At 62.2% G+C, this 23,068-nt stretch carries 10 protein-coding genes; 5 read left to right on the forward strand and 5 right to left on the reverse strand.

Annotated elements, in window-relative coordinates; genetic code table 11:
* Positions 1–42 precede the first annotated feature (42 nt).
* The 3 genes from AAFG07_RS05555 to AAFG07_RS05565 all read left to right on the forward strand — a co-directional run bounded on the left by AAFG07_RS05555 (position 43) and on the right by AAFG07_RS05565 (position 11,408).
* The gene (locus AAFG07_RS05555) at positions 43–1,353 is read left to right on the forward strand and encodes an autotransporter strand-loop-strand O-heptosyltransferase (RefSeq protein ID WP_342726362.1); all 1,311 of its coding nucleotides are present in this window, start codon (positions 43–45) and stop codon (positions 1,351–1,353) included.
* A 40-nt stretch (positions 1,354–1,393) separates the two neighbouring features.
* Positions 1,394–8,626, forward strand: coding sequence for a hypothetical protein (locus AAFG07_RS05560; protein WP_342726363.1), 7,233 nt, complete (start codon positions 1,394–1,396; stop codon positions 8,624–8,626).
* 262 nt (positions 8,627–8,888) lie between these two features.
* Positions 8,889–11,408: a hypothetical protein gene (locus AAFG07_RS05565; RefSeq protein ID WP_342726364.1), complete on the forward strand. Its 2,520-nt coding sequence runs from the start codon at positions 8,889–8,891 to the stop codon at positions 11,406–11,408.
* A 37-nt stretch (positions 11,409–11,445) separates the two neighbouring features.
* On the opposite strand, the gene AAFG07_RS05570 is transcribed toward AAFG07_RS05565, so the two are convergent.
* Entirely contained in the window at positions 11,446–12,963 is a 1,518-nt protein-coding gene (locus AAFG07_RS05570; RefSeq protein WP_342726365.1) for an ATP-binding protein, read from the reverse strand.
* 327 nt (positions 12,964–13,290) lie between these two features.
* On the opposite strand from AAFG07_RS05570, the gene AAFG07_RS05575 reads away from it, so the two are divergent.
* The gene (locus tag AAFG07_RS05575) at positions 13,291–16,092 is read left to right on the forward strand and encodes an SUMF1/EgtB/PvdO family nonheme iron enzyme (RefSeq protein ID WP_342729061.1); all 2,802 of its coding nucleotides are present in this window, start codon (positions 13,291–13,293) and stop codon (positions 16,090–16,092) included.
* A 32-nt stretch (positions 16,093–16,124) separates the two neighbouring features.
* Here AAFG07_RS05575 and AAFG07_RS05580 read toward each other — a convergent pair whose 3' ends face one another.
* Positions 16,125–18,515, reverse strand: a complete 2,391-nt coding sequence (locus AAFG07_RS05580) for a hypothetical protein (protein WP_342726366.1) — start codon at positions 18,513–18,515, stop codon at positions 16,125–16,127.
* A gap of 365 nt (positions 18,516–18,880) precedes the next feature.
* Here AAFG07_RS05580 and AAFG07_RS05585 point away from each other — a divergent pair, with 365 nt between their 5' ends.
* Positions 18,881–20,170: an MFS transporter gene (locus tag AAFG07_RS05585; protein ID WP_342726367.1), complete on the forward strand. Its 1,290-nt coding sequence runs from the start codon at positions 18,881–18,883 to the stop codon at positions 20,168–20,170.
* A gap of 27 nt (positions 20,171–20,197) precedes the next feature.
* On the opposite strand, the gene AAFG07_RS05590 is transcribed toward AAFG07_RS05585, so the two are convergent.
* The 3 genes from AAFG07_RS05590 to AAFG07_RS05600 form a co-directional block, all read right to left on the reverse strand.
* Positions 20,198–20,908, reverse strand: coding sequence for an alanyl-tRNA editing protein (locus AAFG07_RS05590; protein WP_342726368.1), 711 nt, complete (start codon positions 20,906–20,908; stop codon positions 20,198–20,200).
* An 11-nt stretch (positions 20,909–20,919) separates the two neighbouring features.
* Positions 20,920–22,095 carry an OpgC domain-containing protein gene (locus AAFG07_RS05595; protein WP_342726369.1) on the reverse strand — a complete coding sequence of 392 codons (1,176 nt, stop codon included), beginning with the start codon at positions 22,093–22,095 and terminating at the stop codon, positions 20,920–20,922.
* Positions 22,096–22,327: 232 nt separating this feature from the next.
* Positions 22,328–22,942: a TetR/AcrR family transcriptional regulator gene (locus tag AAFG07_RS05600; RefSeq protein ID WP_342726370.1), complete on the reverse strand. Its 615-nt coding sequence runs from the start codon at positions 22,940–22,942 to the stop codon at positions 22,328–22,330.
* Between the last annotated feature and the right edge of the window lie 126 nt (positions 22,943–23,068).

The raw sequence follows: 23,068 nt of genomic DNA on the forward strand, positions 1-23,068 counted from the left end.
GCATTTTTAGCGGTCTTTATATTTTTAGGGCAGGGGATATTCGTGAATGCGATTGCCGTCGCGCCGGCGATCGGGCTGAAGCGTCCGATTGACCATGTGGCCGACCAACCCAAAGTCATCGTTGATCGGTCGACCGACGGCGTACCTGCCAAGTCGGAAGCGGTTGCGCCGGATGCCGAAACGCCCAAGCGTGCCTATCCGGCGGCCGCCGAACTGCCCACGCAAGTCGGTCCCAAAGGACTGCGATTCGACTTCAACGACGGCGCTCGAGTCGTTTGTCCCGAAGCCGAAGGCCCTTGGCGCGTGCGTCTTTGGGACGCCGAGACCGGCAATGTTCTGTTTGAGACGCAGTTCGCGGGCGGACGCGTCAACAGCTCAAAGCGCTACTACATTCGTTTCCGTATCGAGGTCTTGCAGGGCGAGGATGTCATCTTCTCGCATGAGTACAACGCGACGGATCGTCACGTCCTGATCCAGCTTCCGGTCGGCACCCTGGGCGACACGATCGGCTGGTTTCCCTATGTGGAGAAGTTCAGGAAAGCTCACAATTGCAGGCTGACCTGCGCAATGGCGGAGAAGCTGATTCCGCTGTTTCGCGATGCGTATCCGGAGATCAACTTCGTCACGCATGAGGAAATCCAAACCGACCGATATTACGCCACGTACAGCGTCGGATTGTTTTTCGACGACAAGAATTTCGTCTACCAGCCGTGCGACTTCCGCTTCGTGGGGCTGCACCGCACCGCCGGATACATCCTCGGTGTCGATCCGACCGAGGTGGCGCCACGCATCTCGCTGGCAGATGATCAAAGGCCCATCCCCGAGCCTTACGTTTGCATTGCGGTGCAGAGCACGACGCAGTGCAAGTACTGGAATAACCCCAACGGCTGGCGCGAGCTGACCGGCTTTCTCAAGCAGGCCGGCTATCGCGTGATCTGCATCGATCAGAAGCCGACGCACGGCCACGAGCTGGTATGGAATCACATTCCGAACGGCGCGGAGGACTGGACCGGTGACCGCCCGATTCAGGAGCGGGCGAATCTGCTCAACCATGCGGACTTTTTCATCGGCCTTTCCAGCGGGCTTGCTTGGCTGGCCTGGGCGGTCGGCACCCCGGTCGTGATGATCGCGGGCTTCACGCATCCGACAAATGAATTTGCTACGCCCTACCGCGTGATCAACTATCACGCCTGCAACAGCTGCTGGAACGATCCGGCCGTTCGATTCGACCACAAGGATTTTTTCTGGTGTCCCCGCCACAAGGGGACGCCGCGTCAGTTCGAATGCACAAGACTGATCACCGTGGACCATGTGAAGTCGGTGATCAGAACGATTCCCGGATTCAAGCTCTAGCCTATTTCAAGAACTGACATTTTTTTGGGGGAGCGCTGCCATGAGCACCACTGTTGTAAGCTCGGGTGTTACCAGCTCAGGATTGATCGAAACGGGCGGCAATACGCTCGAGGTCCTCAGCGGAGGCTCGGCAGCCTCGACGACGCTGAGCGGCGGCCAACTCCTGGTCGATGCCGGCGGCTACGCGGTAGGGACCACGATTTCCAGCGGCGGCAGTGCCGTCGTCGGCGCGGGCGGCGCGGGCGATCGCTTCGCCGTCTCGAGTGGCGGCACGCTCAACGTGGCGGGGACCGTCAACAGCTTCACCGCGGTGTTCACCGGCGGCGTCGAGAACATCGAGGCCGGCGGGTTCATCTCCGGAGCCATCGGCTCGGGGACCGGCATTTCCGGCGGCACCGTCAATGTTCTGGCAGGCGGCTCGGCTTCATACCTGTCGGTTTCGAGTGGCGGCGTCTTCAACGTAGCCGGCACGACGCTCAGCATGATCGGGGTCCGTAGCGGCGGTGTCGAAAACGTACTGTCGGGCGGTCTCATTTCGGGGGCGATCAGCTCAGGCACCGGCGTTTCCGCCGGCGGCATCCTGAACGTTTTGGCCGGTGGCTCTGCGGCGTTCGTCGGTGTTTCGAGCGGCGGCACGTTCAACGTATCGGGCACCGTGCTCAGCAATGTGTCCGTCTACGACGGCGGTGTCGAGAACGTGTTCTCCGGTGGTGTCGTCACCGGCGTGACCGGCTCGGGGACCGGCATATCCGGCGGTACCGTCAACGTCCTTGCGGGCGCTTCACTGGATCACCTGACGGTTTCGAGCGGCACGCTGAACGTCTCCGCTGGCGGTACGGCGCATAACATTACGGTGTCGGGCGGCGGCACCATGAATGTTGCAGGCGCGATCACCAGCAACACGCTGGTCTCGAGCGGCGGTATCGAGAACATCCTGTCGGGCGGGTCGATCTCCGGAGCGATCGGAGCCGGGACCGGCGTTTCGGGCGGTACGTTGAACCTTTCGGCTGGCGGCTTTGCGTCCTATGTGGGTGTGTCGAGCGGCGGTATCTTCAACGTCGCCGGTACGGTGCTGAGCTCTGTCGGCGTGTATAGCGGCGGCGTCGAGAACGTGCTGTCGGGCGGCGTGGTCCAGGGTGTGTCCGGAGGCTTTGGCACCGCGATCTCCGGCGGCACGGTGAACGTGCAGACGGGCGGCACGGCGACCGCGATGTTCGTCTATGCCAGCGGTGCGCTGAACGACAGCGGCATCGTCACCAATCAATTCGTGCTCAGCGGAGGCGTCGAAACCGTTTCGTCGGGAGGTCTCGCGTCGGGCGTGCAAGTTTCGGGCGGCGGTCTGCTTGACATTCTCGCCGGTGGTTCGGCGACGGGTGTCGGCGATGCCGGGCGGGTCATCGTCGAAGCCGGCGGCACTGCCGATCACATCCTGGTTTCGTCCGGCGGTGTGCTCAGCGTCGGGGGCACCATCACCAGCAATACAGGCATCCTGGCGGGCGGCGTCGAGACCGTGCTGTCCGGCGGACTGATTAGCGGAGCTAGTGGGTCGGGGACCGGCATTTCTGGCGGTACGCTGAACCTTCTGGCCGGTGGCTCGGCGGTCTTTGTCGGCGTGTCGAGCGGCGGCACGTTCAATGTGGCGGGCACCGTGCTCAGCAATGGGATGGTGTTTGCCGGCGGTGTCGAGAACGTGCAGTCCGGTGGATTGATCACCGGAGACGTCAGCTCGGGGACCGGAGTTATCGGCACCTTGAATGTTCAGGCCGGCGGCTCGGCGGCGTTCGTTGGGGTGTCGAGCGGCGGCATCTTCAACGTGGCGGGCACCGTGCTCAGCAGGGTGGCGGTTTGGGACGGCGGCGTCGAAAACGTTCTCTCGGGTGGCGTTGTCACCGGCGTGACGGGCTCCGGGACGGGGATATCCGGCGGTACCGTCAACGTGCTTTCGGGCGGTGCACTGGATCACCTCACGGTTTCGAGTGGCACTCTGAACGTCTCCGCTGGTGGTACGGCACACAACATTGCGGTGTCGAGCGGCGGCACCGTGAATGTCGCAGGCACGATCACCAGCAACACGCTGGTATCGAGCGGCGGTATCGAGAATGTGCTGTCCGGCGGATTGATCTCCGGAGCCACGGGCTCCGGGACCGGAGTGCTCGGCACATTGAACCTTCTTGCCGGTGGTTCGGCCGCTCACGTCGGTGTGTCGAGTGGCGGTACGTTCAACGTGGCCGGCACCGTGCTCGGCAATGTCGGCGTCTATGACGGCGGCGTCGAGAATGTTCTCTCGGGTGGTGTCGTCACCGGTGTCCCGGGCTCCGGGACGGGCGTGTCCGGCGGCACCGTCAACGTCCTTTCGGGCGGTGCGCTGGATCATCTGACAGTTTCGAGCGGCACTCTGAATGTCTCGGCTGGTGGCACGGCCCACGACCTTACGGTGTCGAGCGGCACCCTGAATGTTGCAGGCACGATCATCAGCAATACGCTGGTGTCGAGCGGCGGTACCGAGAACGTGCTGTCCGGCGGGTTCATCTCCGGCGCATCGAGTGCGGCGACCGTCATTTTCGCCGGCGGTACCGTGAACGTCCTGGCCGGTGGTTCGGCCACGCACGTCGGCGTGTCGAGCGGCGGCATTTTCAATGTCGCAGGCAAGGTACTGAGCAACACCGGTGTCTACGCCGGCGGCGTCGAGAACGTTCTGTCCGGTGGATCGATCTCGGGAGCGAGCGGATCGGGGACGGGAGTTTCGGGCGGTACGTTGAACCTGTCGGCCGGCGCCACGGCCGCCTTTGTCGGCGTGTCGAGCGGCGGCACCTTCAATGTTGCGGGCAATGTGCTGAGGAATGTCACCGTCAACAACGGCGGCGTCGAGAACGTGCTGTCCGGCGGGTCGATCTCCGGAGCCATCGGCTCCGGCACGGGCGTTACCTCTGGCGGCATATTGAACATTCTCGCCGGTGGCTCGGCGTCGTATGTCGGTGTTTCGAGCGGCGGCACATTCAACGTGTCGGGCACCGTGCTTAGCATGGTCGGCGTCTATGCCGGCGGCGTCGAGAATGTCTTCTCGGGCGGCGTCGTCACCGGCGCGGCGGGCTCCGGGACGGGTATCTCCGGCGGCACGGTCAACGTATTTTCGGGCGGTGCACTGGATCACCTGGCGGTGTCCAGCGGCGGTGTGCTGAACGTTGCGTCCGGAGGCACGGCGCACAACATCGGGGTGTCGAGCGGTGGCGTGCTCAATCTTGCAGGCACGACGACGAGCAACGTCTTCGTGTTCGCTGGTGGCAGTGAGATTGTATCTTCCGGCGGCTCCGCAGGGGCGGTGACGATCTCCGGCGGCGTGGTCGAATTGCAGGCGGGAAGCCTCGCGAGCGGCATCACCTTCAGCGGGTCCGGCGGGCAGCTCAAGATCGACGGCACGTCTTTGGCCGGCACCACCGTCAGCGGGCTGGTGCTGGGCGACAGCATCGATCTCGCAGGCCTCAGTTTCGTATCCGGCGGGTCGGCAACCTTGCTTCCGGGCAATGTCCTGCATGTCACGGAGGGGGCTTCCTCGTTCGATGTGCAGCTTGATGCGACGCCTGGCGTGCGGTTCAGCGTCGGCGCGGATTCCGGCAGCGGCACGCTGGTCACGGCGCGTGCCGATGTCGCACCGGTCACGTCAGCACCCAATGTAACGGCAATCTTTGGCGAGAGCTCTGCGCTCGCCTCCAGCCTGTTCTCGGTCACGGACGCCGATGGCGATCCCATCACCCAATATGCGTTCTGGGACACCCAAGGTAACGGACATTGGGTCGTCAACGGCGTCGCGCAGGCGACCAATGCCGAGATCGATATTGGGGCGGCCAACCTGTCGCAGGTGAGCTACGTCTTCGGTCCAAGCGGTTCGACCGATACCCTTTACGTTCGCGCCAATGACGGCACGGTTTGGGGCGCCTGGACTCAGTTTACGGCAAAGGCGTTTGTCGACACCGCGCCGACCGTGAACGCAGCCAACGTCACTGCGGCGCACGGCCAGACGTCGATTGCCGCATCCAGCCTGTTCACGGTGAGCGATCCGGATCCCGACACGATGACCCAGTACGCGTTCTGGGACACCGGCGGAAGCGGCCACTGGGTGGTGAATGGTGTGGCTATGCCCGCCAACACCGAGATCGATATTACCGCATCGCAACTGTCGCAGGTGAGCTACGTGTTCGGGCCGACAGGGTCGGCCCCTGATACGTTGTACATCAAGGCGAACGACGGAACGTTGTGGGGAGGCTGGAAGTCGTTCACGGCAACACCGGGGCCCGAAACCGCTCCGGTCGTGACGGCCGCGAACGTGACGGCCGCCCATGGGCAGACGTCGGCTCTTGCATCGAGCCTGTTCTCGACCTCGGATGCCGAGAGCGATCCGATCACCCAGTACGCGTTCTGGGACACCGGCGGCAATGGCCACTGGGTGGTGAATGGTGTCGCCCAGGCCGCCAATGTCGAGATCGATGTCGCCGCGGCGAACCTGTCACAGGTGAGCTACGTGTTCGGCCCCGGTAGCTCTCCAGCCGACACACTCTATGTGCGGGCGAACGACGGGATGCTGTGGGGCGCTTGGACTGCGTTCACGGCAACGCCGGGACCCGATCAGGCTCCGGTCGTGACGGCAGCGAACGTGACCGCGGTTCATGGTGAGACGTCGGCGCTCGCCTCGAGCCTGTTCTCGACCTCGGACCCCGAGAGCGATCCGATCACCCAATATGCGTTCTGGGACACCGGCGGCAATGGTCACTGGGTGGTGAATGGTGTCGCCCAGGCCGCCAATGTCGAGATCGATGTTGCCGCGGCGAACCTGTCACAGGTGAGCTACGTGTTCGGCCCCGGCAGCTCTCCAGCCGACACGCTCTATGTGCGGGCGAACGACGGATCGAAGTGGGGCACCTGGACCGCGTTCACGGCAACGCCGGGCCCCGATCAGGCTCCGGTCGTGACGGCATCGAACGTGACCGCGGTTCATGGTGAGACGTCGGCGCTCGCCTCGAGCCTGTTCTCGACCTCGGACCCCGAAAGCGATCCGATCACCCAGTACGCGTTCTGGGACACCGGCGGCAACGGTCACTGGGTGGTGAATGGTGTCGCCCAGGCCGCCAACGTCGAGATCGATGTCGCTGCGGCGAACCTGTCACAGGTGAGCTACGTGTTCGGGCCCGGCGGCTCGACGCCCGACACACTTTACGTGCGGGCGAACGACGGATCGAAGTGGGGCACCTGGACCGCGTTCACGGCAACGCCGGGCCCCGATCAGGCTCCGGTCGTGACGGCATCGAACGTGACCGCGGTTCATGGTGAGACGTCGGCGCTCGCCTCGAGCCTGTTCTCGACCTCGGACCCCGAAAGCGATGCGATCACCCAGTACGCGTTCTGGGACACCGGCGGCAATGGTCACTGGGTGGTGAACGGTGTCGCCCAGGCAGCCAATGTCGAGATCGATGTTGCGGCGGCGAACCTGTCACAGGTCAGCTACGTGTTCGGACCCGGCAGCTCTCCAGCCGACACGCTCTATGTGCGGGCGAACGACGGATCGAAGTGGGGCACCTGGACCGCGTTCACGGCAACGCCGGGCCCCGATCAGGCTCCGGTCGTGACGGCATCGAACGTGACCGCGGTTCATGGTGAGACGTCGGCGCTCGCCTCGAGCCTGTTCTCGACCTCGGACCCCGAGAGCGATGCGATCACCCAGTACGCGTTCTGGGACACCGGCGGCAATGGTCACTGGGTGGTGAACGGTGTCGCCCAGGCAGCCAATGTCGAGATCGATGTTGCGGCGGCGAACCTGTCACAGGTCAGCTACGTGTTCGGACCCGGCAGCTCTCCAGCCGACACGCTCTATGTGCGGGCGAACGACGGATCGAAGTGGGGCACCTGGACCGCGTTCACGGCAACCCCGGGCCCCGATCAGGCTCCGGTCGTGACGGCATCGAACGTGACCGCAGTTCATGGTGAGACGTCGGCGCTCGCCTCGAGCCTGTTCTCGACCTCGGACCCCGAGAGCGATGCGATCACCCAGTACGCGTTCTGGGACACCGGCGGCAATGGTCACTGGGTGGTGAATGGTGTCGCCCAGGCCGCCAACGTCGAGATCGATGTCGCTGCGGCGAACCTGTCACAGGTGAGCTACGTGTTCGGGCCTGGCGGCTCTCCAGCCGACACGCTCTATGTGCGGGCGAACGACGGATCGAAGTGGAGCACCTGGACTGCGTTCACGGCAACGCCGGGACCCGACACGGCTCCGGTCGTGACGGCAGCGAACGCGACCGGGATCCACGACCATTCGGTGGTGGCCTCGAGCCTGTTCTCGACCTCGGATGCCGAGAGCGATCCGATCACCCAGTACGCGTTCTGGGACACCGGCGGCAATGGTCACTGGGTGGTGAACGGTGTCGCCCAGGCCGCCAACGCCGAGATCGATGTTGCGGCGGCGAACCTGTCGCAGGTCAGCTACGTGTTCGGCCCCGGCGGTTCGACGCCCGATACGCTCTGGGTGCGGGCCAATGACGGCAGCATGTGGAGCGCCTGGAAGAGCTTCACGGCGACCGCCACCAACCAGGCGCCGACGGTCGCGGTCTCCAACGTCGTGACGGTCTCGGGGCAGACCTTTGCTGCTGCGAACCTCGTCACTGCGACGGACGCCGACGGCGATGCCATCACGAAATATGCGCTGTGGGATTCCAACTCGAACGGGCGCTGGAACGTTGGCGGAGTGAACCAGCCGGCGAATACCGAGATCGACGTGACGGCGGCACAGCTTGCCCAGGCGACCTATCAGGCCGGCTCGGGCACCGACCAACTCTGGATCCGGGCCAATGACGGCACCGCGTGGGGAGCCTGGCAGTCGTTCAACGTGACGGGAGAGAGCCCGAGCAGCGCCACCATCGTCCCGAGCGGCACCCTCGAATTGCCGGGGGCGTCGAATGCCGCCGTGGCGTTCCAGGGCTCGACGGGGACGCTGAAGCTCGACAATTCCGCGAGCTTTAGCGGGACCGTCGCCGGGATGACCGGTTCGGACGCGATCGATTTCGCGAACATCAATTTCGCGAACGTTCACACGCCGACCTTCAGCGGAGACTCAACGCACGGAACGCTCACGGTGACGGACGGCACCGTCACGGCGAGCATTGCGCTGCTCGGCAACTACATGGCCTCGACCTTCACGACCTCGAGTGATGGCCATGGCGGTACCCTGGTTGTCGATCCGCCGGCGATGCAGGTCAGCCAGCTTGCGCAGCCACAGCATGCGTGAGGCTTGAAGATAGGGCATGCGGAGCCACCAAGATAAGGTGGCTTCGCCTGCTGCCGATACCCGCGCAGCGATCGTGGCGCTCGAGCGACAAGGCATGTTGCCGTCCTGCGGCACGGCCGACATGGCGCTCGTGCGCCACGCGGCAGCGCGAAATAGCCGGGGCGCTCTTTAGGTCAGGCTGATCCGCCCGGCTGCTTCATCAAAATTTTCTGACGCCTCGCCGTCCGCACAGGATGGAGGGTTTTCAAATGGGGGGACTTTCATGCGGCTGGCGATCGGCGTTTTCACTTTTCTGCTCTCGGTCCATTCCGCGTCGGCACTCACGGACACGGAAAGGCAAATCATCGTCGAGAGAGTCAAGTCCGGAGACATCGCAGGTGGTGCGTACAAGCTCGAGATCAAACCGGAATACGCGGCCGATCTCAAAAAGAGGTCGCTGTTCGTTGAGCAAAGTGGTGGCAAAACGTACATAAATCGCGATCTGGACCCGGCCTGGCAGGACTGCATGAGCAAGGCTGGCGCGACATGGATGGTGAATCTTGTCGCAGGATACACCCCTGCCGGCCCGCTGGTTTCCTCCACCATCGATCTCACGGACCTTCCCAAGGTTGGCGATTGCAACAAGGACTGGCATCAGACGCTCTATCAGGCGGCCGTCGACATTCGGTTCGATGCAATATCGGCAGACGTCAAGATCGGCGACCAGCTCGTGAGGGAATACGTTGACCTCATATTTGGCAGCATCAACACCGACGTTGTCCAGCTTGAAAAGGACGGCAAGGTCATCAAGGCCGAGGTCAAGGATCTAAAGGGGGGCATGAAAACCCTTCAGGAGCAGGTCACGCAGCTGACGGGCGATCATAACAAGCTTGCCAAGCTTATTGTCGATGAGAACAAGAAACAGGTCGAAGCGGCGCAGGTTGCCGCGCAACATGAGCGCATCGCTGCCGGCGTTTCAACGGTTCAGCTGCTCGGCCGGATCGTTCTCCGAAATAACCCCGACGCACAGTACAAGCTCTCAACCGGCGTGAAGAGCGTGGGCGCGATCGCCGACGCGGTGGTGGAATTGGGGCGCAATGGCGTAACCGATGCTGCGAAGATTCTGCTCAGCGGTAACATAGCAAATGCGGCACTTTCCATCGTCGGGCTCTTTGGACCGGGCGGGCAAGATCCGACCATAGCGCTGTTGCAATCCGGCTTTGCTTCCGTGAGGGCGGATATTCACCAGCTCGAGTCTGAAATGAACGACAGATTCGACCGCGTCGATCGCGCCCTCGATACGATCTATTCGTCAATGCAGACCCGGTTCGACGAGATCACCGACCGTCTGGATGTGTTCAACGGCCGGCTGGACGGCCTCTCGATCGTCCAGAAGCAGGAATACGATCTGTCGATCTCGGCATTCCAGGCCTTGTTGACGCAACAATACAAGATGCGGATCCAGACCTGCCTGAATCCGGAGGCGCCGAAATATCTAACCTATGGTGATTTTGCACAATGCTTGACGGCTATCGCGTTGTACGGAACCGGCGATGCAGCGAACGATGTCTTTACCGGAGCCGTGTTTTTCGATGCGACCCTCCAACCTGAACAGACGGTCGACAATCTGGACGCGCTCGATCCGGACTACTGGCGGGGCCTTCTGGCGGCCTCGCTCAAGAGCCCAAAGGCATCGGTCGCCGAGCCTGGACTATCTGCTATTCGGGTCGAAAGTCCGAGCCCGATGGGCTGGTCGGGGGCCGTCGACACCTACTTTGCGATACGGGCGCTTGCGCCAAAGCTGAAGAGTGCCAAAGAGATCAAGCTGTCGTCACTCACAGGCGGTTCGCTCAAGCATCTTGAAGAGACCGGAAACAAGCTCTTCGGCAGCGTGGTCGCACTCCGAAAATATGGTGCACCCGTCGCAATGGATATCTACTTGCGGGACGCAAGAGCGGCGGCCAAGCCGTTGGCCAAGGCCATTGTCGCGCACCTGGCCGAGAGCAACCTCGGCGTCGTGGCGATTGGCGACTACCGCAAGAATACCGCCTATTTCTACCACGACGGAAACGACGTCGACTTCGACCTCTATCGAGGTTCGGCGGAGTACGTGACGGTCGGTCCCGACAAGGGTACGCTCGTCACGAACGTCTCGGTTCAACATCGCCACGTTGTGACCGGCTATCAGGCAACAGCGGCCAATGTCGCCTGGCTGCAGAAGTCGATGGACGACGCTTTGCATGATGATGCCAGCTTCGGGTTGGGCACCTACGAGCCTCCGGTCGTCACGCCTGCCGATGATGTGAAAGCGGCCGTCAAGCAGGCCAACGCGACCTATCTGAGCAAGGTGAAGATGACAGAGTGGCCGGTGCAGGCCATCTCGGCCCTTCAGACAAGCCTTGCCGACTATGCCGGGACAGCGGAACTCAAGACTGCATGTTCGAAAATGTCCGAGAGCAAACGTTACCTCGACGCTCTGGCTACACTTTATCGAGGCCGAATCGATCTCACCAAGGGATGGCCAGCAGAATTGCAGGCGCTCCCGACCGGCACAGCCTCCGACGCCATCTGCGGCGACGTTGCAAGGGCCGTCTCGCAAGCCGGTCCGATTGAGGCCAAGGACGGACTTGCCGCGGACATTCTCGCCGATATCATCGCCGATCGGGTCAACGCCCGTCTGACGAAGCTGCGAAACGCATACGCTGCTGCGCCGATGGACGACAGCAAGCTCCCTGAGATCGAGCTCCGGCTGCAGCGCATTCAGCGCTGTCGGAAGCATACGGACAATCCCGTGTGTCTCTGACGAGAGAAGCGGCCGGCATGACGTGCTCAGCGCGCGATCACAGCGACGAGCTGTTGGAGACCGCTTCCGCCGGCGCTTCGTCGGCATTCGGGTCGGCCGCGGCCGTGGCCCAGGCGAGCTCGACGAGTGTCACGATCCGCCGGCCGGCACCGTCAAGCTGGCAGACAATGAGGCCTTGCTCCTCGATGTAGGTCAGAAGATGCCGGGCGCGGCGCAGCGAGTGCGTGCCATAGGCGCGGGCGATCGCTGCATCGCTCGGGCAGGGCCAGCCTTCCTTCGCGGCACGGGCGATCATCATGAAGACGCCCTGCATGTCCTCGGGCAGGATGGCGGCACGCAGCGAGACATCCTGCCACGCGTCGTCCTCCGCCATCTCGGTGCCGAGCCCGGCGCGGGCGCGCGTCAGCATGCGGCGAAAATCGGTTAGCTCGGGCACGACGGCACCGAGACCCTCGATCCGGCAGCGGACCACGAACTCCTGATAGAGCACGCCGATGGCGCGGAAGCCGGCGTCGGGCTCGGCGAGGATCGCGCGCAGGATGCGATCCAGCCGCTCACGCCGCTCGGCCAGCTGCTCGGCGCTCGGCGGCGGCTCCGTGGCTTCGGGATCTTGCTCCGGTGCCGGCTGCTTGGCGGCCATCAGCTGGCTGAGCAGGTCGGGCGGCGGTGTCCGGCGCGGCGGCCTGGCCGCCGTTTCAGGCGGCGGCGCAGCCAGGATAATCGCGCGCGCGTCTTCGAGCGCCGCTTCAGGCAGCGGCATCAGCCGCGGCGCCGCGTTGCGCGGTTGGGTGTCGGTTGGACCGATGCGCAAGCCCAGCGGACGGCGGGAGAGCGCGGGCCCCAGCGCCATGAATTGTCCGCGCTCCAGGTCGCGGAACGCCTCCGCCTGCCGCCGCTCCATGCCGAGCAGGTCGGCGGCGCGCGCCATGTCGATGTCGAGGAAGGTCCGGCCCATCAGGAAGTTCGATGCTTCGGCGGCGACATTCTTGGCGAGCTTGGCCAGCCGCTGGGTCGCGATGATCCCGGCAAGCCCGCGCTTGCGGCCGCGGCACATCAAATTGGTCATCGCGCCGAGCGAGAGCTTGCGCGCCTCGTCGGACACTTCGCCCGCGATCGCCGGCGCGAACAGCTGCGCCTCGTCCACCACCACCAGCATCGGATACCAGTGGTCGCGGGCAACCTCGAACATGCCGCCGAGGAAGGCCGCGGCGCGCCGCATCTGATTCTCGGCGTCGAGCCCCTCGAGATTGAGCACGGTCGAGACGCGATGGATGCGCACGCGCTCGCCGGCGACCTGCAGGCTGCGCTCGGTATGGTCCTCGGCATCGATGACGAGGTGACCGAATCGCTCGGCCAGGGTCACGAAGTCACCCTCGGGATCGATGATGGTCTGCTGCACCCATGGTGCGCTCTGTTCCAGCAGCCGGCGCAGCAGATGGGATTTGCCGGAACCGGAATTGCCCTGCACCAACAGGCGCGTCGCCAATAGCTCCTCGAGGTCGATGGCCGCCGAAGCGCCGGCCGTCGTCTGTCCCATCTCGATCGCTACGGTCATGTCCCGACTCAAATTGTCATTGCGGGACGCGGCTTAACAAGCCGATCGCGCCCCGTCGAGCGAACCGCGGCATGATCCCCAGGCACGACCGGGACTTCGACAATCTGGAAACCATTGCCGAGAAAGCGTCGCGCGACGATGGCCGCCGGATGCCAGCTGAGGTCGAGCGGTATGAGCTCGCTGATTGCGAGCCGAAGTCCGAGATCAATTGTGCGCAGACACCTCCGCTGGTTGGCGAGACAATCCGGGTGCCTGACACGCCGCCATTGATCCGAAAAATCACAGTCTTTACGCACACTGTTTTAGGAGTACAACTATGTGGCGAGCATGCTGCCGGAGCAATTGCTCCAAGGGGAGGTCGAGGTGCATCGCTGGTTCATCAGTTATCACTCGCCGGAACGCCCGCTTGCGGAACGCATCAAGCAAGGGATTGAAACGCACGATGCGACTGCCAGCATTTTCTTTGCCCCGGCAAGTATGAGGGCTGGAGGATTCTGGACCAACCAGCTTGCCCAGGAGATCGCGACCTCAACTGTTTTTGTTCTGGTCCTGGGAGAATGCGGAATTGGGCCATGGCAAGTGCTGGAATATGGTGAAGCGCTCGATCGGAAGGTAGCGCACGACGATTTGCCGATTATCGTCCTGCTGCAGGAAGGACAGACCGCGCCGGGACTGCCGTTTCTGCGAAGACTGCACTGGATTGTGAGTGCGGATCTATCGTCTGCAGCCACAATAGCGCTCCTGTTTAGAGCAGCCGCGAACTCCACCGAAACTCCGCAAGCCCTCTGGCGTTACACTTCCCCATATCGGGGTCTCTCCGCGATGGAGCAAAAGGATAGCGATTATTTCTTTGGCCGTGCCAAGGAAACCACTCAAGTCCTTCGATCTCTGCACAATTATCCGGACAAAGTACCAATTCTGCTCGGTAACTCTGGCGTTGGAAAGTCGTCTGTAGCCCAGGCGGGGGTGCTCGCTGCGATGGTCAGACAGCGGTGGCCCGAGGAGAGTGCCGAAGCCTGGCCAGCCAGCTTCAGCAACAGCCGGCGCTGGTGCGTCTTGTCGTTTCGGCCGGGTGCGACGCCGATCAAATCGCTGGTCGAAGCATTCCTGGCAACCTGGCAGCTCGATGGCACAACCACCGAATGGCCTGACCGCCGGAAGCTGTGGATCGAGAAGCTGCTTGAAGAGAAACTCGATTTGCAGGACCTGATCGATCAGACCTGCCGCCGGTATGTCGAATTGAACCAGGTCCCACCTGCGTCCTTCTTTCTCTACGTCGATCAGGGTGAAGAACTATACCTGCGTTCGGACCCCAACCAGCGTCAGTGCTTCTCGAAATTGCTGGAACGGGGAGTCGCCGACGGCCGCATCCGTGCGCTCATGAGCATGAGATCGGATTTCCTCGGCGAACTGCAGAGCGACGCGCCGCTGTACCGGGCTCATATTCAGATCAATGTTCCCCCTCTCCGCGAAGATCAGCTTCTTCAGGTGGTGGGCGGTCCGGCCAAATTGCTGTCCGCACGCTTCGAGAGCGATACCCTGGCCGATGACCTGGCAAAGCGCGCTGCCGACGATTCGATCAAGGATGCCGGCGCCTTGCCGCTTCTGTCATACTTGCTCGACGGAATGTGGAAGCAGATGGTTGAGCGCGGCGACGGGATCCTCCGGCTTCCGCACCAGTCGATCGATCTGGGACGGGTATTGGTCGATCGCGCCAATCTGTTTATTTCGTCCAATCCAGAGTCGGAAAACGCGTTACGTCGGATCTTTACACTCCGGCTTGCAACAGTTCGCGAAGACGGTGAACCAACCCGCAGGCGCGCGTCCCGTTCTGAATTCTCGGATGCCGAATGGCGCCTGGTTACTCAACTTGCAAACGATCCATATCGTCTATTGAGCACCTTTACCCCGGAAATGACGACGACTGCGTCGGAGCCGCAGGATGGGGAGCGCATTCCTGGCAGGACGTTCTACGCTGAAGTCGCTCACGAAGCGATTTTCCGGAGATGGGACAAGCTTCGCTCGTGGATTTCATCGGAACGAGAGTTCCTGACATGGCGGACGGGGCTTGAACTGGCTCGTCGCGCATGGGATTCCGCGCCCTCCGACTCCAAGGATGAAGCTCTGCTGCTTGGCTTGGCTCTGAAGCAGGCCCTCACCTGGTTAGCCAGCCGCGCGGAGGATATTCCGGTCAAGGACCGCGAGTTCATCACCCGTAGCCGAAGCTCGCTGAGATCACGAAGGCTTCGTACGCAAGCGGCACTTGTTGCGACAGTCGCCCTGATCCTTTCGGCGGTCGGATTATGGGAATACGGCAGGAGCGAGTACCTTACGGCGATCAAGGAGGCATACTTTCGATTTGCGAAAGCCTCTGCCAAGTCAGATCAGCAAGTCCTCGCGCTGGGCCGAGGGCAGCCATTTGCGGACTGCATTGGTTGCCCGGAGATGGTCGCGATCCCGGTCGAGCCGTTCCTGATGGGGGCGCCCGGAACGCAAGGACTTGCTCGTGAACGTCCCCAACACCGGGTATCTCTAACCAAGCCGTTCGCCGTCTCCACGAATGAGATCACCTTCGACGAATGGAATCTCTGTGTTGCGAACGGTGACTGCGAAGCGCGCCATGCCGCATGGGAAGACGGCAATCGGCCGGTCATCAACATTACCTGGAATGACGCGAAGCAATACACCGGTTGGCTTTCGAGAGTGACCAGGCAGCGTTATCGATTGCTCTCGGAGGCCGAATGGGAATACAGCGCGCGCGCCGGGGGACAAGGCCTCTATTCCTTCGGCAACGACGACGACGCGCTTCTGAAGCAATATGCTTGGTATGATGCCAATTCGGACGGGCGCACCAATCCCGCTGGCAGCAAAAAGGCCAATGCCTTCGGCCTGCACGACATGCATGGAAATGTCGCCGAATGGGTCGAGGATTGTGCCTTCTATGAATACTCCACGAAGGAACCGGATGGCTCGCCATGGGTGGCGGCGAACTGCGGCAAGCGAGTGATACGAGGAGGATCCTGGCGCTACGGACCGTTTGCGCTCAGGTCGGCGGCACGAGATTCCGCAGGGATCGACACGTTCGATGACGATCGCGGGATGCGAGTCGCGCGTGAACTGTCGGATTGACGCGCATGTCTTCTACGTTTGATGCGTCCTTGTCATTCGTCATCGTCGCAGGTGCGCACACTGTAGTCTCCAGCCAATCGCCCTCGCGCATCGTCCGCGTGGCGCGTGAGAGTAAATCGCCTGACGATTTCCTGGTCCATCTTCTTTGCTTCCTCGCCCTTGCCGGCGCATGCGAGTGTTTGGGCCATGATCGAGTAGGCGTTATCGACGGCGTTTCCATTCGGTGAAACTTCTAGCAGGCGCTTGAAGGTCGCGCGCGCCGCCGCCAGGTCCTTCTTGCGAAGACCCTCCGCATAAAGCTGCTCGGCTAACGCATCGTCCAGCAAGGTCGAGTTTGGGAATTCGGCCTGCATGCTATTGACGGTCGCCGCGACGCTGTCGGGGGCAAAGCTGGCCGACAATCGCGCCTTCCGATAGTAGAGCCATTCGCGCAGCTTGTTGTACGAGGGAGCTTTCGGCGTGCTGGACAAAGCAATATCGGCCATATGAATTGCCTGCCGCAGGTCGCGATGCGTAAACGCCAACAATCCATATTTCTTCAGATTCTTCCGCTTGGGGTTCTCATCGTCGATGATCGTTGAGTACTTTATGACTATGGTTCGGGTCCGCTGTATGACCTCGGCCGGCTGCTTGCCCTGAATCGTTGTGGTAAAATTGATGAAGTCGATGAATTCTCGCGATGCCTGAAGTAGGTAGGGCAATTCAACAAGATTCGGATCGTCTCGCTCCTCAGCGTCGAACTTCTTGAGAGCCGCGTCTATCCGTTCCGGACTTGTCGTGGACGGCAGGCTCTCGGGCGTGATGCCCATGAGCTTCAGGTACCGGTTGGCCAGCGTGATGGCGAGCGGGTAATTGAACTCTCGATATGCCGATCTAGCGGCGACATAAGCGAGGATCGGCTGCTTCGGGAAGTTGGCGTCCTTGTCGACGATTGATCGCATTTCGGTCGTTGGAAGACCCGAGACGGCGCGAAGCACTGCTCTCCTTGCGCCCGGATCCTTATAATCTCCGTTTCCGACAATCATCGCCTTGGAAAGATAGGGCAGTGCTTGGTCGAGTTTCCCCTCGTTGATCTTCAGCCAGCCCAGCATGAAGGCGGCATCGTCGGCATGGGCTGTCTTCGGATCAGCAACAACGGCCTCGAAATGAGGGTAGATCCGGCCTACGCGTGCAGAGTAGTCAGGCAGCAGGTCGACCAAATACCTGCCCTTCACATGATCGGTATCTCGTATCAGGTCGCTGACCCGCTCGACCACCGCATCCGGCTCGTCAACATCGGCCTTCTCTTTCTTCAGGGTCCCGTAAACATCATGCAGCACGTTGCCCATTTCTCTCAGGCCAATCGCGTAGTGCAAAACGGCCCTTATCGGAGAGTCGTCGGAGCTCTTCTTGAGCGCTTCGTCGAGATCGCCGATCACATAGTAAGGGAATTCGACAAAGCGATCTGAAGGGTTTTTTGCGAGAAAATCTTCGATGGATTTCCGAATGTTCGGAAAGTCGGTCTTCGGTCCGTATATGTCCAACGCGTAGTGCATGTGATCGGCAAGGTGTCCGATGGCGCCGGACGGAAGCATCGGCCAAACTCGCGTGCGATACTTCTTGGACGGATATCGATCAAAGACGGTGTCGACACCCGCAATTGCTGTTTCGACCGACGTATCCCGCGCAAATCGCCGGAATGCTAGGGCAACTTCAGGCCAAAGAGAGTAGTCGTTGCCTGACAGGCGGCGGTCCTTGTCGAGCGCCGAAGATACGGCCGCTTCCAGGAGCCGTTGGCTGATCTCCGCACCGTTGATCGCGATATACTGTCGGTGTCCTTGCCCCTTCTTGTCAAAGCTCGCTGTATAAACATAGCCTTTCCCCCCACCCGTACGATAGACAGGTAGGCCCTTGTTCGCGGACGCTTGGGCGTCACCGAGAGGATCGACGAGTACGCCGGAATGTATCTCTCGTCCTTCTGCCAACGCGCCATACTCGAGAGAGGCAGGCGTAAGTTCCTCGAACTTTAGATCCCCCCACTTCGCGATCACGGATTGACCGTCGCTGGTCCAATCCGCTGCGTCTGGCGCGCCGCCACGTTCGCGCGAGAGCTCGTCAATCTCTCGCAGGATCTCCTTTTTTGTCAGCAGGACAGGAGCAACCTTGATGGCCACGAGCAGAAGATTCCGGTCCTCACCGAATAGCAATATGCTGTCAGCGGTGTAATTGTAGCCTCTGTTTCTGGTTTGCGTGCGATTGCAGGACGTAAGACGCGCAAAGTCCGGGCTCGAATTGCAGGTGAATGATTTCAGCCTGGAATCGCTCGCGGAAACGGACGTCCCAAGCGTCCATCCATCGACCAGAAAGTCCGGTGCCGCTTCGCCGCCTTGAACGCAGACCGTTAGCAGTATTGCTATGATACAAGCTCTGAAAACGCGAAGCATTGAAATCTCCCAATCGAAAATAATTGCGCAGGAGGGCGATCAATAGTATTGATACTACTACTGCGAGCATCTATTTCAATGGTCTCGCGGTCTGGATAATCCGGGGGCTGTTTTTGCGGTGCAGCTGCGCATCTGCTGAGCGCCAGATGCGCCAGTGGCGAGGTCTTTCGCCGTCACTTGCTCCGAGTTTCTTCCCGGCGCGAAGACGCGGATGACGCCGAGGCGGGCGTTCGTGCCGTCGCCGTGACATCGATGTGAACGGCGCCGCCATTCTCATGCCGGATACCTCCGTCCCGTTTGCCGGTGGTGTCCCCTCGCTCAAACCCCGTCATAGTCCTCAGCACAAAAGAAACGTGCGAGGAAACATGACTGAGAGCATCGTTGATGCCGTTGCGCCGTCGGTGGCGGCGACTGGTGCGGTGTCGCCGCGAAAGGTGTTTTGGGCGACTTGGTTCGGCTGGATGCTCGATGGCTTCGATTCTTCCATGTACGGCTACATCCTGGTCAGCGCGCTGAGCGAGCTGTTGCCCGCCAGCGGCATCGAGCCGAGCAAGGCCAATATCGGCATCTATGGCGGGCTGCTGTTCTCGATCTTCATGCTGGGCTGGGCCTGCTCGATGGTCTGGGGCTGGGCCGCGGACCGTTACGGGCGCGTCAGGATCATGTGCTGGACGGTGCTGGTCTACTCGCTGTTCACGGCGCTAAGCGGCCTTGCGACCGGGATCGTGATGTTCGCATTGTTTCGCTTCGTTGCCGGTTTCGGCATCGGCGGTGAATGGGCTGCGGGCACGCCGCTGCTGCAGGAATCCGTGCCGGAGAATACGCGGGTGCGGCTCGCGGGCTGGCTGCACACGGCCACGCCGACCGGATTGTTCCTCGCCGCTGCCGTGACGCTCGTGATCGGCAGCACGCTCGGCTGGCGCGGCATGTTCCTGCTCGGCATCCTGCCGGCGCTGCTGATTGCGTATCTGCGCAGCAACATTCCCGAACCCGAGGGCAGCGCGTCGCGCGAGCGGCCTTCGGTCTCGGCCCTGTTTGCGGGAGATCAGGCGCGCACCACCTGGGCGGCTGCGCTGATGATGGCCTGCATCATCTTCGGCCTGTGGTCGTCGAACTTCTGGGCGCCGACCGTGATTTCGACCAAGCTGGTCGCGGCGGGGGCGACGCCGGCGCATGCGCAGGAGATGGGGGCGGTTGCCGGGCTGATCACCAATGTCGGCACGCTGATCGGCTGCCTTCTTGTGCCATGGATCACCGGCTGGCTTGGCAGCCGGCGCCGCACCGCGGTGCTGTTCTTCATCGGCGGGCTGATCTCGGTCGTGGTCTGCTATGAAGTCGCGATCGAATGGCTCGATAGTCTGGTGCTGTTCATGGCTTTGCTCCCGGTGCTCGGCTTCTTCACCAATGGCGTGTTCGGCCTGTTCACGATCTGGCTGCCGGAGATGTTTCCATCCGCGCTGCGCGGCTCGGGTTCCGGTTTCGCCTTCAGCATGGGCCGCGTGCTCGGCGCCGCCGGCCCGACCCTGATCGGCGTGCTCGCCGCTCGCACCGGAAGTTTCCCGCTGGCGATATCGATGCTGTCGCTGATCTATCTGATCGGTCTGCCGTTGATCCGGCTCGCGCCGGAGACGGCCGGCAAGCCGCTCGCCAAATAGCAAGCGCGGGCGGCTTGGGAGAGCCGGTCAGACCGCAACCTTGATCCGGCGATTCTGGCGGCCCTTGTTGTCGATCTTGACGATACGCGCGGGTCGCGCGCGCCCGGTCGACGCCAGATGCGTCCCGCCGCAGGCCTGGCGATCAAGGTCGAGGATCTCGACGATGCGAACGAGTCCATCCTCCCCGGCCGGCGGGGCGACGGCCTTGCTGCGGAACAGGCCGGGCACGGCCTGCGCTTCGTCGTGTGGCATGAAGACGCTGTGCACCGGAAGATCCCGCCGAATGACCTCGTTCAGCGGCGCCTCGAGCGCCCGCAGCGTGCCATTGTCGGCTCCCGGCAGATCGAAATCGACGCGGAACGTGGCATCGGCGTTGAGCTGGGCGCCGGTGAGAAGGGCGCCGCCAAACTGCGTGTAGACGAGTGCATTGACGACATGGGCCAGCGTGTGCAGTTCGCACATCAGGGCGCGAAATGCCGGCTCGACCTCGAGCGTCACGTTGCCGGAGGGCAGGGCTTCGCCGGCAAACAGATGCCACAGGCCGCGTTCGTCGCGCTCAAGGCCGGTGATGGGCAGCACGCCGCCGGACCATCTCAGGACACCCTGGTCCGGAAGCTGCCCGCCCCCTCCGGGAAAGAACGGCGAGCGTTCGACGAGGACGGCGCCGTGCCGTGCGTCGCGCACCTCGGCTTCGAGCTGCAGGATGTCAGGATGATCGTGATAGAAGGCACGCGACATCGATGACGCGCCTATTCCGCCGGCTTCGCGGCCGCCGGCGCCTGCGCCTGCGCGGCCGCGGGCGGCTTCGGCGCCTTGTCGACCTTCTTCGACCAGGAGCGGTAATAGGCGAGCACGGTCATCAGCACGATGCCGATCGCGCTGACCAGGATCTGCATCCAGAGGCTGCCCGAGACCTCGACCAGCACCACATGCGCGACCACGGCAAGGAACACGCCCGAGCAGAACACCTCGAGCGACTGCTGGCCGCATTTGATGATCGGCCGGAATATCGGCCATTCATATCCGGGCCATTCGCGCGGCAGGAAGCGCGTGACGAAGAAGGCCAGCACCACGAAGTGAAGCACGCGATAGGGCGCGAGGTTGGTCTTGTCGTTCGGGTTGAAGGCGTCATAGAGCCAGGCCGGCATCGCCTGGCCCAGCTCCGGGAAACGGCCCGCCAGCGTCATGACCAGCGCGAACAACAGATAGGCGCCGCCGAGCCAGAGGAAGGCGCGCGAGCGGATGAATGTGATCGATTCGCTTGCGCCGCCGAGCGCGAACCAGCCGCCGAACACGAACAGGAACTGCCAGCAGAACGGGTTGAAGTACCATGAGCCGCCTGGATAGGCCGGCAGATTCCAGCCGAAATGGCGCGCGGCGAGATAGAGCAGGAACGAGGCCGCCAGCGTCAGATTGAGCTTCCGCAGCATCGCCCACAGTACCAGCGGATAGACCAGCATCAGCGCGATGTAGAGCGGCAGAACGTCCATGTTGACCGGCTTGAACGCCAGGATCAGGCCTTGATAGAGCGTCTCGGCCGGGTTCTGCATGAAGCCCGCGACGTTGAACTCGTTCTCCAGGTTGGGGTCGTGGTAGCGCTGGGCGAGATAGCCGATCTCGGCGATGTAGATCACGAACAGCAGGACATGCGCGACGTAGATCTGCCAGGCCCGCTTGATCAGTCGGGTGGCGCCGATCACGGTCCCGCGCTCGAGCATCGTCCGCGCATAGACGAAGGATGCGGTGTAGCCGGAGATGAACACGAACAGATCGGCCGCGTCGCTGAAGCCGAAATTCTTCTGGGTGATCCAGTTCACCGCGTTGTTCGGGATGTGATCGAGATAGATCGCCCAGTTGGCGAAGCCGCGTAGCAGATCGAGGCGATAGTCGCGGCCACGCGGCGGCAGAACGGCCTTGACGTCCATCGGTTCGCTCCCGTCCCCAGTGCCCGCGAGTCCAACCGCGGGTCGCCCATGGCGTCATACTAGAACAGGATTTCGACGGTTGTGTATTGGTTTTCTGGGAAAGGGATCGCCTCTGGGGCCGGCCAAAACAACGATGAATTTGGATCAAATCATGAGGGCCGCCGAAGCCAAGGCCGGGCATGACGCTTCCTGGTGTATGGGATGGGCAGTGCGTAGGATGGGGGAAGCGCAGCTAACGCTGAACAAACCCGTTGTGCAGCGTGGTGAACAGCGTCTTGCCCTTCTTCACCAGATCGTATTTGCGGCCGTACAGCAGCCAGACCGCGGTCAAGTGACACATGCCGCCCATCATCAGCGACATCGCGGTGTAGGGATCGAGATTGCGGCGATAGGTGCCCGCGCGGATCGCCTGCTTGATCAGCTGCACATAGCGCAGCGCATATTTGTCGACCGCCTTCTTCACCCGCGGCTCGGCGGCAAGGACGCTTGGCCATATCTCCAGGAAGAACACGCGGCCCCAGCCCGGGTTGTCCTTGATGTACTGGAAGTTGGTCAGGAAGATGATGCGAAGCTGCTCGACGGGGTCGCCGCCCTTCACCAGCAGCGGTTCGGTTTTCTGATACAGCGCTTCGAAATTGCCTTCGGGCACATCGAGCACCAGCGCGCGCTTGTCCTCGAAATAGTCATAGATGCTGGAGAGCGGTACTTTCGCCAAGGCAGCGATCTCGGTGAGCGAGGTGCCGTCGATGCCCCTCTGGCCGAACAGCTTGGTCGCTGCCGAGAGGATCTGCTCGCGCCGGTCGCGGCTGCGTTGTTGCTTGAGCTTGAGCGTCGTCCCCGAAGCCACGTCCTTCTCCAAGAGCGTTTTCGAGCGAAGTGGATACCGGTTCGCGCAAAGAAAACGCGTCAGAATAAGAATCTTGCGTCGCGCAAAAACAGTAAGACAGCGGCAGTGGATCACCAAGAACTATTG

It is taken from the genome of Bradyrhizobium sp. B097, from assembly GCF_038957035.1.
Classification (GTDB): domain Bacteria; phylum Pseudomonadota; class Alphaproteobacteria; order Rhizobiales; family Xanthobacteraceae; genus Bradyrhizobium.